Source organism: Virgibacillus siamensis (assembly GCF_039522605.1).
GTDB classification, from domain to species: domain Bacteria; phylum Bacillota; class Bacilli; order Bacillales; family Amphibacillaceae; genus Lentibacillus; species Lentibacillus siamensis.
On the sequence record NZ_BAAADS010000001.1, the window covers coordinates 374,159 to 387,044 of the forward strand.

At 41.8% G+C, this 12,886-nt stretch carries 15 protein-coding genes and 1 pseudogene; 5 read left to right on the plus strand and 11 right to left on the minus strand.

From position 1 onward, the window contains the following. Positions 1 to 333: 333 nt before the first annotated feature. The 3 genes from ABD010_RS01850 to ABD010_RS01860 are packed head-to-tail and all read right to left on the minus strand — an operon-like array spanning position 334 to position 1,866. On the minus strand, positions 334 to 528 hold the full coding sequence (locus ABD010_RS01850) for a hypothetical protein (RefSeq protein ID WP_343809758.1): 195 nt from the start codon (positions 526 to 528) through the stop codon (positions 334 to 336). A gap of 57 nt (positions 529 to 585) precedes the next feature. After that, complete coding sequence (locus ABD010_RS01855; protein ID WP_343809760.1) at positions 586 to 1,326, minus strand: hypothetical protein; 741 nt, start codon at positions 1,324 to 1,326, stop codon at positions 586 to 588. A gap of 27 nt (positions 1,327 to 1,353) precedes the next feature. Then, entirely contained in the window at positions 1,354 to 1,866 is a 513-nt protein-coding gene (locus tag ABD010_RS01860) for a hypothetical protein (RefSeq protein WP_343809762.1), read from the minus strand. 301 nt (positions 1,867 to 2,167) lie between these two features. Here ABD010_RS01860 and ABD010_RS01865 point away from each other — a divergent pair, with 301 nt between their 5' ends. Together ABD010_RS01865 and ABD010_RS01870 are read left to right on the plus strand one after the other, a co-directional pair. Beyond that, positions 2,168 to 2,560, plus strand: a complete 393-nt coding sequence (locus tag ABD010_RS01865) for a reverse transcriptase-like protein (RefSeq protein WP_343809763.1) — start codon at positions 2,168 to 2,170, stop codon at positions 2,558 to 2,560. A gap of 14 nt (positions 2,561 to 2,574) precedes the next feature. Beyond that, positions 2,575 to 3,552, plus strand: coding sequence for an NAD(P)H-quinone oxidoreductase (locus tag ABD010_RS01870; protein ID WP_343809765.1), 978 nt, complete (start codon positions 2,575 to 2,577; stop codon positions 3,550 to 3,552). Positions 3,553 to 3,596: 44 nt separating this feature from the next. Here ABD010_RS01870 and ABD010_RS01875 read toward each other — a convergent pair whose 3' ends face one another. After that, positions 3,597 to 3,749 carry a hypothetical protein gene (locus tag ABD010_RS01875; protein ID WP_343809767.1) on the minus strand — a complete coding sequence of 51 codons (153 nt, stop codon included), beginning with the start codon at positions 3,747 to 3,749 and terminating at the stop codon, positions 3,597 to 3,599. Between the two features lie 342 nt (positions 3,750 to 4,091). Here ABD010_RS01875 and ABD010_RS01880 point away from each other — a divergent pair, with 342 nt between their 5' ends. After that, positions 4,092 to 4,595, plus strand: coding sequence for a GNAT family N-acetyltransferase (locus tag ABD010_RS01880; protein ID WP_343809769.1), 504 nt, complete (start codon positions 4,092 to 4,094; stop codon positions 4,593 to 4,595). Between the two features lie 78 nt (positions 4,596 to 4,673). On the opposite strand, the gene cysQ is transcribed toward ABD010_RS01880, so the two are convergent. Genes cysQ through sat form a run of 4 tightly spaced genes read right to left on the minus strand, consistent with a single transcriptional unit; the run spans position 4,674 to position 9,042 of the window. Then, entirely contained in the window at positions 4,674 to 5,480 is an 807-nt protein-coding gene (cysQ, locus tag ABD010_RS01885) for a 3'(2'),5'-bisphosphate nucleotidase CysQ (RefSeq protein ID WP_343809771.1), read from the minus strand. Then, entirely contained in the window at positions 5,480 to 6,082 is a 603-nt protein-coding gene (gene cysC, locus ABD010_RS01890; protein WP_343809773.1) for an adenylyl-sulfate kinase, read from the minus strand. The genes cysQ and cysC overlap by 1 nt, the downstream gene beginning before the upstream one ends. Positions 6,083 to 6,093: 11 nt before the next feature. Beyond that, the gene (locus ABD010_RS01895) at positions 6,094 to 7,875 is read right to left on the minus strand and encodes an SLC13 family permease (protein ID WP_343809775.1); all 1,782 of its coding nucleotides are present in this window, start codon (positions 7,873 to 7,875) and stop codon (positions 6,094 to 6,096) included. A 15-nt stretch (positions 7,876 to 7,890) separates the two neighbouring features. Then, positions 7,891 to 9,042 (minus strand): sulfate adenylyltransferase, encoded by a 1,152-nt coding sequence (gene sat / locus ABD010_RS01900; protein ID WP_343809777.1) that lies wholly within the window; start codon positions 9,040 to 9,042, stop codon positions 7,891 to 7,893. A 202-nt stretch (positions 9,043 to 9,244) separates the two neighbouring features. Here sat and ABD010_RS01905 point away from each other — a divergent pair, with 202 nt between their 5' ends. After that, complete coding sequence (locus tag ABD010_RS01905) at positions 9,245 to 10,264, plus strand: NADP-dependent oxidoreductase (protein WP_343809779.1); 1,020 nt, start codon at positions 9,245 to 9,247, stop codon at positions 10,262 to 10,264. Between the two features lie 253 nt (positions 10,265 to 10,517). On the opposite strand, the pseudogene ABD010_RS01910 reads toward ABD010_RS01905, so the two are convergent. Both ABD010_RS01910 and ABD010_RS01915 read right to left on the minus strand, forming a co-directional pair. After that, positions 10,518 to 10,688 (minus strand): annotated as a pseudogene (locus ABD010_RS01910) (glycoside hydrolase family 2 TIM barrel-domain containing protein); the annotation flags it as partial. Between the two features lie 313 nt (positions 10,689 to 11,001). Next, positions 11,002 to 11,130 (minus strand): hypothetical protein, encoded by a 129-nt coding sequence (locus ABD010_RS01915; protein ID WP_343809781.1) that lies wholly within the window; start codon positions 11,128 to 11,130, stop codon positions 11,002 to 11,004. Positions 11,131 to 11,458: 328 nt separating this feature from the next. Between ABD010_RS01915 and ABD010_RS01920 the strand changes: the two genes are divergently transcribed. Continuing rightward, entirely contained in the window at positions 11,459 to 11,911 is a 453-nt protein-coding gene (locus tag ABD010_RS01920; protein WP_343809783.1) for a YndM family protein, read from the plus strand. 68 nt (positions 11,912 to 11,979) lie between these two features. On the opposite strand, the gene ABD010_RS01925 is transcribed toward ABD010_RS01920, so the two are convergent. Continuing rightward, on the minus strand, positions 11,980 to 12,885 hold the full coding sequence (locus ABD010_RS01925) for a type II secretion system F family protein (RefSeq protein ID WP_343809784.1): 906 nt from the start codon (positions 12,883 to 12,885) through the stop codon (positions 11,980 to 11,982). Position 12,886 lies beyond the last annotated feature (1 nt).

The window sequence follows — 12,886 nt, forward strand, 5'->3', positions numbered from 1 at the left end:
TCGGAAGTCTAAGGGGATTTTGGTTCCATTCAGAAAATAATTGCCTAATCCGGTGACTCTTTGTGCTTTTTACGGCGATAATTTGTTTTTATACAGCGGCTTTGGCGCTTTTTTCGGCGGGGTTTAGATTTTGTTCAGCGGGTTTGGGCTTTTATTCAGCGGGTAACAGCGTTTGTTCGGTGGGTTTCCTTAAAAGTTCGGCGGGTTCAAAATTTTCCATATGCCTTACAGCCCCATTTCAAAAAAACGCGAGAACAGAACTGAACGCGGCTGTTCTGTAATCAAATTAGCATCCATCAAAAAAGAGCCCCTTCTAAGAAAGAGCTCCAACATTTATGATTTTCGATTGTTCATGGACTCCCGATTTTTCCTTTTAACATGTTCGGCATCGGTATCACTGTATATTTCCGTACCGTGTCCACCGGTTGTTCGGGCAATAAATTCTTTTGCCTCATTATATGACATTCCGGAGCGTCTGCTCTGATCCAGAATATCTTTTTTGCTTAGAGACTGATTTTCATTTTCCATTATATAACCTCCATCCTTTACCTTATTTTGTTCAATGGAGGATTATTTAAAAGAATTTCATTGATTATTTTTCAGCCGGTAAATCTCTTTTTCCAGATGATTGATTTTTTCATTAACAAAATTCATTTCATATCTCGCGACAATTGTATCATCAAGTTTTTTACCTATTTCAGTTACTTTATTCGAAATCTCTGCAATGGCATATGTGGTTTGAGTTGTTAATAGTTCTATCTTCTGATCCAACTCATCATACCGTTTTTCATGTTTTTCAAATTCCTTGAATACATCCATTGCAAACCTGTTGAAACGATTATCCTGCGCTGCAAATCGTTCATCTATGGATTTAAACTGCTCGTTCATTTCTTCGGTCAGCTTCCCAAATCGGTCACCCTGTGCTACAAAACGGTTGTTCATCTCTATTGTCAATTTTTCAAAGCGATTATCTTGCGCTGCAAAACGATCGTTCATCTCTACTGTCAGTTTCTCAATTCGATTATCCTGCGCCGCAAAACGATCGTTCATCTCTACTGTCAGTTTCTCAATTCGATTATCCTGCGCCGCAAAACGATTGTTCATCTCTACTGTCAGTTTCTCAATTCGATTATCCTGCGCCGCAAAACGATTGTTCATCTCTACTGTCAGTTTCTCAATTCGATTATCTTGCGCTGCAAAACGATCGTTCATTTCTACCGTCAATTTGTCAAAACGTTCGTCCTGGTTTTTCATTGCGGTTCTGAATTCTGATTGAAATTCTTTTTGCTGCTGCAGAATCGTTTCCAAAAATACGTTGTTGTCCAAAACAAAACCTCCTCCCCATCCAGCCTTTTAATGTTTATTTAACGCTTCTATTTTTACCTCTGTCTTAAAAACCCGTTTGTTTAGAGCTTCCGTCCTGTTATCAATAAGATCGATAAGGTCTTCAGTGTAATCCCCAACACGATTCATCAAATTTTTTTGCAGGTTATCAAGGGTATTTTCAATCCGAGTTTGACTGTCTGTGAGCTCACCTACATCCCCGTAAAGATCCCCAACATCATTTTTCAGTCCATTCATTTCATTTTGCAGGCCATTCACAACTTCATGCATCTCTGACGTTTCGGGTTGAAGACCAGTTCCATCCGAACGCATGACTGACATTCCTGCCTGAATACCATTATCGTCTGAACGCAGCTCGGTCATTTCACCCTGAAGGACATACATATTTTTGCGCATTCCGGTCATTTCACGTTGTACTCCGTTTATATCTGTACGTAAATTGATTATGTTTTTCTTTAAATCACCCACATCGGTCCGTAAATTAGAGATTTCCTCAAGTAATAATTTCAATGACTCATTCACATTCTCACCTCCAGTGATAATTTGCGATTTCCGATATCTATTGACTTCATTATACCTTGAATCAAAATGAAAGGCTAATTGTTAAAAATCCATTTTGTCTTATTTTTCTGCTCCAAAAAAAGGCTTTTTGTTGTTGACAATTTATATTGTCGTCCGGTTCACCGTTAAAAGATCATTTTACCCGCACATTTGTGAATTTTTCAGTTTTGTTTATTTTCTTTTTCCGTTTCACTCAAAAAGCAGTTTCTGGTCATCAACAGAATTTTTTTATACAATTGGTTTAGTAAAGGGGGTTCACATATTGATTGAAGTTTATACAGATGGTGCTTCAAGCGGTGACCCTGGACTCAGTGGAGCGGGTATTTATATAAAAGATGCTGAGAGGACATATGAATATTCGCTTCCCCTTGGCATTATGTCCAATCATGAGGCTGAATTTTATGCAATCGTAAACGCGCTGGAAATATGTCTGAAAGAATTCCCGGATGAAATTTTGTCATTCCGATCCGACTCCAAGCTCGCGGTCGATACAATTGAAAAAGACTTCACAAAAAACGAGCGCTTTCTTCCCCTGTTGGAAAAAATACGCACAGCAGCAGACGTTTTTCCGTATTTTTTTATAAAATGGATCCCGGAAAAACAGAATGGCAACGCAGACAGACTGGCACGAAAGGCAATTCAAACGCAAAAATAAGAAGGAGGAAAATCATGAAAGCAATCATTGCAAATCAACCTGGCGGCGCGGAACAATTAGCCGTTACAGAGCGACCAAAACCAGAACCAAATCAAAATGAACTGCTTATCAAGATAAAAGCAGCAGCAGTCAACCGGACGGACATCATCAATAGGCAAAGCGAATCAGGTTATTTGAATATCCCGATTTTAGGTGTGGAAGTTGCCGGCATAGTTGAACAAGCTGGAACTGAAACCACCATTCAGCCGGGTACACGTGTGATGGGGCTTGTTAACGGGGGCGGATATGCAGAGTATGCTGTCATGCCGGCCAACCGTGCGATGAAAATTCCGGAAAACCTGTCGTTCGAACAGGCAGCGGCAATTCCCGAAGTATTTTTGACAGCCTATCAGACATTGTTCTGGCATGGTAGACTGGCAGAAAGTGAAAAAGTATTGATTCATGCCGGGGGAAGTGGTGTTGGAACAGCAGCCATTCAATTGGCAAAACAAATAAGCAATGCACAGGTACTGACAACGGCTGGTTCACAGGAAAAGCTGGATTTTACCAAATCATTGGGAGCAGATGTATGCATTAATTATAAAGAACAGACATTTGACGACGACGTTCTACAGTCAACTGAAAATCACGGTGCAGACGTCATTCTGGATTTTATCGGCGCTTCATACTGGCGAAAAAACATGAACAGTATTGCAGTAGACGGCCGTTGGATCCTGATTGGCATGTTGGGCGGTGCACAACTGGAAGAAGTCAGCCTGTGGGAATTGATGTCCAAACGGATTCAGCTGACCGGCACCCTTCTTACCCCAAGAGATGACCAGTATAAAGCGGATCTAACCGCAGAATTTGTCTCTAAAGCACTGCCACTCTTCAAGTACGAAAAAGTCCGTCCTATCGTGGATCAGATATTTTCGTTTAACGAAGTCCAGCAGGCACATGAGCACATGGAAGGCAACAAAAACATCGGCAAAATCATTTTAAAAGTGGATTGATCAGAAAAGCTGCACATGCCTTTCGCAATGTGCAGCTTTTAACATTACCGCTTTCTTTTATTCCGCTTATTATCCAGATTCAAAAATTCCTTGTCCTCAGCAAACTCCTCATTGTGCTGCTTTGGACTTGTATCATATTTAATGACGTTTCGCTGTTTACCCTTATCTTTATTGCGATTTTTATTTTGCTCTGACACTTGGGATAGCCTCCTTTTTTAGCAGTTAAGAAGGGATAAAATCCTTTCTTACTGCATAAGTGCAACGATGGCTCACCTAAAAGCTTGGTGATACTAATTTATTTTGCCACGTTTCGGCATAATTATTTGACCGGAATTTGCTCATGCTAATGAAAAAGGAGGTATTTTATATGAGCCAGGATAAAGGCAAGAAGAAAAAGAACAAAAGCAAAAAGGAACTGAATGCAATGCGCGAAGACAATAAAGCACATCAAAACCGTCCGCCAAGATAACAATTCATGACTCGCTTTCTGTGTTCTGATACGATAAAATGGTAAGAAAAATAGCGGGGAGCGAGAACCAATGGAACAAAAATTACGATTACGAACAATTGAGAAGACCGATCTGGAATTTTTGCACAAACTTAATAATGACCCCGATGTGATGAAGTTCTGGTTTGAGGAGCCATACATGTCCATGGAAAAACTGAAAGAAGCACATGAAAAAAGTCAGAACAGCACCCAGCATCGGCAGTTCATCCTTGCGTTAGATAACGAAAAAATTGGCTATGTCGGACTGTTCGATATGGAGGAAAGACACCGTAATGCTGAGTTTGGCATCATGATTGACCCAGAATTTCAGGGAAACGGTTATGCAGGAAAAGCAACTAAGCTCGCACTGGAATACGGGTTCCAACAGCTGAATCTGCATAAAATCTTTTTATTTGTTGCCAAAAAGAATGAAAAAGCCATCCACATTTATGAAAAAATTGGTTTTCAAATTGAAGGAGAGTTAAAAGAACACTTTTTTGTCGATGGCACCTATCATGATGCAGTTATGATGCGTATTTTCCAACGGGATTTTTAATACTGGAAAAACCTGCACATCTATTGAGAAGTGCAGGTTTTTTATATGCCTCGTAACAAGGCCCATCATCAAGTTTAATTACGCTTTTCGTTTAACCAAAAACCATCCATTTTTCAAATTTTCACGATTGTAGTGAAAGCGCTGCTTATCTTCGTGCCGCAACACCTGTCCGCCTGCTGATTCGACAATCGCCTGTCCGGCGCCAGTATCCCACTCCATTGTTGGGGCGTAGCGCGGATAGAAATCGGCTTTTCCTTCAGCAACCAGACAAAATTTTAGTGAACTCCCGGCGGAAACAACATCGACTTCATGATTTGCACGCAATCCGTCAATGAATTCTTCGGTTTCAGTGGACATGTGGGAGCGGCTGGCCACCACATTGACGATACTGCCTTCTTTTACTTCAGGAAGACGAACACTTTTTTCAACCAAATCATCTTCACCGGTGATGTCCGCCGTCGATGCACCTTCCAATTTGAACGCGCCTAATCCTTCACGCCCAAAATAAAACGTATCCAGCACCGGCGCATAGATGACACCCATGACCGGATATTTTCCATCGATTAACGCAATATTCACCGTGAACTCACCGTTTTTCTTGATGAATTCTTTTGTACCGTCGAGTGGATCAACCAAAAAGAACTGCTTCCAATCTTTTCGTTCCTCATACGAAATATCGCGTCCCTCTTCACTCAGAACAGGGATACCGGAGTATGCGTCCTGCAACCCTTTCATGATCGCCTGATGTGAACGCTGGTCAGCCTGAGTCAGCGGAGAGTCGTCTTCCTTGACCTCAACCTCGATGTCTTTTTGATAAACATCCAAAATTTCCTGTCCTGCCTTCAAGGAAATGTCCAACAGCTTTTTCAAACTAACTTCAGCCATTATTTTACATATCCTTTCTCTTTCAAATAAGCAACAATCTGCTGAACGGACTCTTCCAGGCTCTGTTTATCCGTATCAACGGTCACTTCCGGATTTTTCGGCGCTTCATATGGAGCATCGATTCCGGTAAAGCCTTTGATCTCACCGGCGCGTGCTTTTTTGTACAAGCCTTTTGGATCACGGGATTCACACGTTTCAACACTGGCGTTAACAAATATTTCAATGAACTCGCCATCTTCCAGCAGTTCACGAACCTCATCACGGTCTTCACGATATGGGGAAATAAATGCTGTAAGTGTGAACAGGCCTGCATCAACCATCAGTTTGGCAACCTCCCCGATGCGGCGGATGTTCTCTTTACGGTCTTCCGGACTGAAGCCAAGGTTCTTATTTAAACCATGGCGAACATTATCACCATCCAGACGATAAGTGCGTACACCCTGTGCATGCAGTTCTTTTTCCAGCTCAACAGATACGGTTGATTTTCCGGACCCGGATAAACCAGTAAACCAAATAACTGCACTCTTATGGTTGTTCAATTTCTGTCTGTCTTCTTTTGTTACTTTTGAATCGTGCCATACGATATTATCAGATTTTGCCATCGTTTTTCCTCCTAAAACCACACATTATAAATGATTAAAACCGACGTGATCATAACCAGAATACTTAAGGGCGTCCCCACTTTAATATAATCCTTGAACGTATAGCCCCCTGGACCATACACGATCAAGTTTGTCTGGTAGCCAATCGGGGTAATAAAACTTGCTGAGGCGGCAATTGCAATTGTTACCGCAAACCCCATCGGCGCGACTTCCAGCTGTTCGGCAAGTGACATCCCAATCGGAACCATCAATACCGCAGCTGCAGTATTTGTAATCAGTTCGGTAAACAAATTCGTTAAAAAATAGATCATAAAAATAATCGCCAACGTTCCCAGTGGTTTTCCAAAACTGACCAAACCTGTTGCGATCCACTCCGCAAGTCCGGTTTCCCGCATCGCTACACCAATTCCAAGTGCACTGGCGATTAAAAGCAGGACATCGAATTGAATATAGCGCTTCGCCTCCTGCGGTGAGACAATTTTTGTAACCAGCAATATAAGCACTGCCAGCGCCATTGCTTTGAACATACTGAAAACACCTGCTGTAACAAAAGCAATCATAACAAGCAGCAAACCGATTGAAAACCATCCTTTTACAGGGTTTTTTTTCAGTTTTTCCGGAGTATCCAAAGACGATACCACGTAAAAATCGTTCGACTGCTGATTTTTTTCCAAAAAGTCGGTTCCCGCAAGCAACAGTAATGTGTCGCCAGGTCTGAGCACGATGTCACCGACTTTACTCTTAATACGCTCATTGTTACGGTGGACAGCAATGACCCCGGCATCAAATTTTGATCGGAAGCGGGACTGTTTAATCGTCTTCGTTGTAAGTGATGAGTCATGTGAAACAACCACTTCCACCAGATTGGATGTTCCGTTTTTGAGATCATTCAATCCGATATTGGTACCGGTTTCCAGTTCAAGCCCCTTTATTTCTTCCAGATCGGCAATTGTTGAAATCAACCCGGTAAAAATCAGCCGATCCCCTTTTTCGATGACTGTGGTTGACTTTACTGGGGAAATATGGTCCGATCCGCGAATGATTTCAACCAGGTATAACCCCTTCAAATCACGAAGTCCTGCATCTTTAACAGTTTCGCCGATATGCTGAAATGAACGTGAGACATGCATTTCCGCAATATATTCCTTGGAATCCTCTTTTACACGCTGACTGAATCCTTTATGATCCGGTAAAAGTCTGTGACCAATCGTAAATAGATAAATCATCCCGACAATTGCAATCGGAATCCCGACGACCGCAAGCGTAAACAGTGAAAATCCTTCCATCCCATACGTTCCGGTCAGCATACCATGCACAACCAGATTGGTGGACGTACCGATCAAGGTAATCGTTCCACCCAAAATTGTTACATACGATAGCGGGATCAGAAACTTGGACGGTGCAATTCCCCGGTCTTCACACCACTTCTTAATTACTGGTGTGAACGTGACAACAATCGGAGTATTGTTTAAAAAAGCGGAAAAAGCAGATACTGGCACGAAAAAACGCACCATCGAACCTGCTTGTGTTTTACTGTTTTTGAGCCATTTTGTCATCATCTGATCAATAAGCCCGCTCTTTTGAACCGCACCCGCAACAATAAACAAGAGCGCGATTGTCAGCATTCCCTCATTGGAAAAACCACTCAATGCCTGGTCCGGACTTAAAATTCCCGATATCAGCAAAATAACCAATACAGAAAATACAACCATATCTGGGCGCGCTACATCCAACAGCAGCGCCCCCAGCATGGCAATTATTAAGATCAAAACAAATATCATTTGAAAAGTCATGGGAGTTTTCCCCTTTTAGTTTTGCTTCATTCCTTTAATTAGAATGTCGGCAACTTCAGGACGTGAAAATTCTTTTGGAGGACGCTCTCCATCACGCAGCAATCCACGAACTTTTGTACCACTCAAGTGGACATGGTTTTCTTTATCATGCGGGCAAGTTTTTGCGGTAGCCATATTTCCGCATACTGTACAGAAGAAAGCATGCTCAAACTTAAATACTTGAATGCCCAGTTCTTCTTCAAAACGGGAAATAAATTCCTGTGCCTCATAAGTGCCGTAATAATCACCTACACCAGCATGGTCACGGCCGACAATAAAGTGTGTGCAACCGAAGTTTTTACGCACAATCGCATGCAGAACAGATTCTTTTGGTCCAGCATAACGCATTGCGGCCGGATAAATTGCCAGGCGTGTACGATCTTCCGGATAGTAATGCTTCAGGATGGTCTGATAGCTTTCCATCCGTACATCGGCAGGGATATCATCGGATTTTGTTTCACCAACAAGCGGATTCAACAAAAGACCGTCAACTGCCTCCAGGGCACACTTTTGAATGTACTCATGGGCACGGTGTACTGGATTGCGTGTCTGGAACCCGACAATTGTTTTCCATCCCAAATCATCGAACATTTTGCGTGTTTCTGTCGGGTCCATGTAAAATGCATTAAATTCACCATGATCCGGACGCTGCAGCAGTGTAATAGGTCCACCCAGGTAAACATCACCGCGCTCATACAGCTTTTTGACACCAGGGTGCTTATCTTCCGTTGTTCCATAAACATTTTGTGCTTCAAGTTTACTGTCATATGTAAACTTCTCTTCCAGCTGGATGGTTCCGTAAATAACGCCATCTTCCCCTTTAAGCGCAACTTCATCGCCAATTTTCAGTTCATCAGCTTGCTCTTCAGTTACCGGCAATGTAATTGGAATTGTCCAAACCGTTCCATCGGCCAAACGGTAATTATTAACAACACTCTCATAATCAGCCTGACTCATAAATCCTTTCAGTGGGCTGAATCCCCCAATACCAATCAGTTCAATATCGGAAACGACCCACGGATTCACCGTCAGTGATGGGAGTGATTCTGCTTTTTTTATCGCTTCTTCTTTTTGCTGTCCTTCCAGTTCGCGGTTAATTAACGTACCGCCATGTGGTTCATTTGCCATTCTATTACCTCCAAAATCTGTTTTCATACACTTTTACAGTATACCATTGTTTTTCGTCAATTTCTATCATTATTCGGGGGTATACGTTATTGGAACGGCACTCCGGAATTTTGGGTTCAAGCAGCAAAAACTGCTTACTTTGACGGCCATGTTTTTTCAGGAATACAATAGTGGTAAATATATTGTTAGAAAGGTTGTTAATATGACACACAACTTGCAAAATCAGCAGATTCTCCTTGCCAAAAGACCAACTGGCATGCCAACAATGGAGCATTTTTCATTTCAGAATGCACCACTTCCACATCCTGAAGATGGACAGGTTCTGATTCAAACACTTTATATTTCCGTTGACCCGTACATGCGGGGACGAATGAGCAATGAAAAGTCCTATGTTGCACCATTCAAGCTGAACGAGCCCATGAACGGGCGGATTGTTGGAAAAGTGCTGCAATCGAAATCAGATCAACTTCATATTGGCGATAAAGTTGTCGGTATGCTTGATTGGCAGAAATACAATACCGCAGACATTAACAATGTACGTAAAATAGACGAAAACGGTGCACCGCTCCCAGCCTATTTAAGTGTGCTCGGAATCAACGGACTGACCGCTTACTTTGGCTTGCTCGACATTGGTCAGCCGAAAGAAGGTGAAACTGTTGTCGTTTCAGGTGCAGCCGGTGCTGTTGGTATGATTACCGGACAAATTGCCAAACTGAAAGGCACACACGTTGTCGGAATTGCCGGGACAGATGCCAAAACAGACTTTTTGAAAAAAGAACTCGGATTTGATGAAGCAATTAACTATAAAACAACAGACGACATGTCCAAAGCAATTGCTGCATCCTGTCCAAATGGTGTTGATGTTTATTTTGACAATGTCGGCGGATCCATTTCCGATGACGTTATGAACCATCTGAACGATTTTGCACGCATACCATTATGTGGTGCCATTTCATCCTATAACCGGACAGACGGCGATTTCGGAACAAGAATTCAGCCGAAGCTGATTAAATCCCGCTCCCTGATCAAAGGTTTTATCGTTGGCGATTACAGCGAACAATTTGGTGAAGGTATGCGTGACCTTTCAACATGGCTGGCAGAAGGAAAACTTACGTACAAAGAAAACATTGTAGAGGGATTTGAACATGTTCCCGATGCGTTTCTTGGCTTATTTTCAGGAGATAATCTGGGGAAACAATTGGTTAAAGTCTCAGAAGAATAACGCTTTTGGGAAAGCACATATGTAAAAAGGAAGATTGTACTGGAAGTGGGGCCGTTCTTGCTGTGACAACCCCACTTTCAGCTATAAAGATGAAAGCGGGCTTCGAACTCTCGAAAGTACTCTCCAATCTCTCAAACTCAGTTCCGCGTTCACATGTATCATCACTAAAAAGGTTGCCCTACTACAGAACATCCTCATTTTCTAGTTTATTTTTAATATCTTTCATTACATCCCGATGATGTTCATACGTTTAAATGTGCTCCCATGTATTACGGAACGCCCGTGGGTCAAATAGGACTGCAGCAAAGTTCAGATGCACTCCCACAGCAGGTGGTTCATCAATAACCACAATCCCTTCCTTATCGGCGAGACGCATAATTTTTTCCAAATATGGATAATGCGCGGTACGGAATGAGTTCGCGCCGAATTTTAATTAAGGCCAATAGTTGAGTCGTTACCGCACTTCTTCGTTGGAGTGCGGTGTTTTTGTTACGAAACATTTATTTTCACGAAAAAAGGATCTGCACAAATCAACCGCTATCATTTAACAACAGCATTATTTTTTCAGTGTCAATCTCAATGTGTATATGGATATGACTAAGGCAACAAGCGAAACAATCAAAGCTGTCCATAACATTAAAATCAGCCTCTTTTCCTTGTATAATTCGTATATTTGTTATATACTGTGAATAGAATATGGGTATGGGAACAGAGTATTCACTCTGCTCCCAGGGTGTTTAAGACTTTCGCTTTTCTGAGCGGGAGTCTTTTTGTTTTTCACGTCGATTCAATATAACCATTACGAAATTAATCATCGCAACCGTTAAATTGATGAGCGCCGTTGTCAAAAAAAGCACCGTCTCCATACCCATCACCCCCTTTCTTACAGGGGATTCTTTTATTGTACCACAATTCAGAAATAAAACAAGTGTTCGATTTTTAAAAACCACTACCTACTTTTTATCCTTCTTATATTGAGCTTATTACAAGCTTATTACAATGTCTAAATCATATTTATGTCGTTTTCCAACCCCGTCACGAACTTAAGCTTTCATATTTCGCTGCCACCTGCTTTTAAATATTTTACTGCGTTAATCGTTTCAAACGCCGAATCCATTTCAATTAATATTTCTCTGATAAAAATTAACATTCCGGGCAAAATAAGGGCAAAATCAGAAAGGTGGTAGTAAAAAAATGGATCATGTAAAGGCATTAATTATTAAGTTCATTATGTGCACAGCCGTTTTGTGGTTGGTACTCGGAGCTTTTTACGGGGTTGAATTTGGAAATATTCTCATGCTCAGTGTACTGCTAACCGTCATTTCGTATATCATTGGAGATCTTTTTCTGCTCCCCCGTTTCGAAAACTGGGGTGCAACACTAGCGGATTTAGGTATTACGTTCGTAGGAATTTGGTTTCTCGGCCCGCTCTTGTTTGAGGAAAATCTCCAGATTGGAACCGCAGCAGTCATTACGGCCATCATCATTGCAGTTGGTGAATACTTTTTCCATAAATACATGGAACGTGAAGTGCTTGATGACCGTGACCGATTTGTAACGGATGAGGAAAGAGATGTCGAACAGTCTAAACTGCAAACAGAATTCAGTGAGGAAATTTCTGATACGGATCGTAAAGATGATGAATAATTCAATGGCAATCGCGCGTCACATTGGGTGTCGCGCGAATTCTTCTTTCTACACTGTCTGGACCAATCTTAAAAATTAGCCATGAACTGTAAAATTGCCGGTCCCAGCAAAATAATAAACAATGTTGGAAAAATAAAGATTACAAGCGGGAACATCATTTTAATAGGAGCTTTCATTGCCTTTTCCTCTGCCTGTTGGCGGCGCCGCTCTCGCATATCTTCCGTCTGCACGCGGAGCACCGAGACCATTCCGACACCAAGCTTTTCTGCCTGGACAATACTGTAAACGATTGTTTTCAATTCTTCCAATTGGATACGCCTGCTTAAATCGTTCAACGCATTTTTGCGGATTTTTCCTAAACGCATCTCTTCCAACATCACTTTAAACTCTTCAGCAAGAATACCTTTTTTCTTTTTAACCACCTGGCTTACCGCTGAATCAAAACCCAGCCCTGCTTCCAAACTGATTGTCAGCAAATCAAGTACATCCGGAAGTTCTTTGATTGCCAGGCGGCTTCGTTTATCAATCTTTATTTTCAAATAGGAATTTGGCAGCTGAATAGCAACAGCACATCCAATAACAGCTGCCAAAAGCACAATGCCCCCATTAAATTGTAGGGCGAGACTGTACACTACGGCAACCACAGTCAGCAAAATAATCAGCAGCATCTGAATAATTTTAAACTCAACCGGCCCCATCCCAAATGGCTCACCAGCCTGCAAGAGTTTTAGCTCCATTTTCGCTGCCTTTTCTCTGCCTAGCTTTTTTCTGAAATTCTTTTTTAAGTCAGCCCAAACAGGAACAAGAATGCGCTCTTTAAAAGACGCTTCGGTTGCAGCAGCTTCATTATGATTTTTTATTAAATACGTATCAATCCGTTGCTGGACTATATCCCGTTCTTTTCTGAAAATACTGGTGATGCCATATAAAAACAGACTTACGGTTATAAATAAGCTAATATAAAGTACAAGCATC

Bases quoted from the DNA above. Each gene is read 5' to 3' on its own strand.
- ABD010_RS01850 (WP_343809758.1), bottom strand. From the start codon at position 528: ATGGAAAATGAAAATCAGTCTCTAAGCAAAAAAGATATTCTGGATCAG.
- ABD010_RS01870 (WP_343809765.1), top strand. From the start codon at position 2,575: ATGAAAGCAATCATTGCAAATCAACCTGGCGGCGCGGAACAATTAGCC.
- ABD010_RS01880 (WP_343809769.1), top strand. From the start codon at position 4,092: ATGGAACAAAAATTACGATTACGAACAATTGAGAAGACCGATCTGGAA.
- cysQ (WP_343809771.1), bottom strand. From the start codon at position 5,480: ATGGCTGAAGTTAGTTTGAAAAAGCTGTTGGACATTTCCTTGAAGGCA.
- cysC (WP_343809773.1), bottom strand. From the start codon at position 6,082: ATGGCAAAATCTGATAATATCGTATGGCACGATTCAAAAGTAACAAAA.
- ABD010_RS01895 (WP_343809775.1), bottom strand. From the start codon at position 7,875: ATGACTTTTCAAATGATATTTGTTTTGATCTTAATAATTGCCATGCTG.
- sat (WP_343809777.1), bottom strand. From the start codon at position 9,042: ATGGCAAATGAACCACATGGCGGTACGTTAATTAACCGCGAACTGGAA.
- ABD010_RS01905 (WP_343809779.1), top strand. From the start codon at position 9,245: ATGACACACAACTTGCAAAATCAGCAGATTCTCCTTGCCAAAAGACCA.
- ABD010_RS01915 (WP_343809781.1), bottom strand. From the start codon at position 11,130: ATGGAGACGGTGCTTTTTTTGACAACGGCGCTCATCAATTTAACGGTT.
- ABD010_RS01920 (WP_343809783.1), top strand. From the start codon at position 11,459: ATGGATCATGTAAAGGCATTAATTATTAAGTTCATTATGTGCACAGCC.
- ABD010_RS01925 (WP_343809784.1), bottom strand. From the start codon at position 12,885: ATGCTTGTACTTTATATTAGCTTATTTATAACCGTAAGTCTGTTTTTA.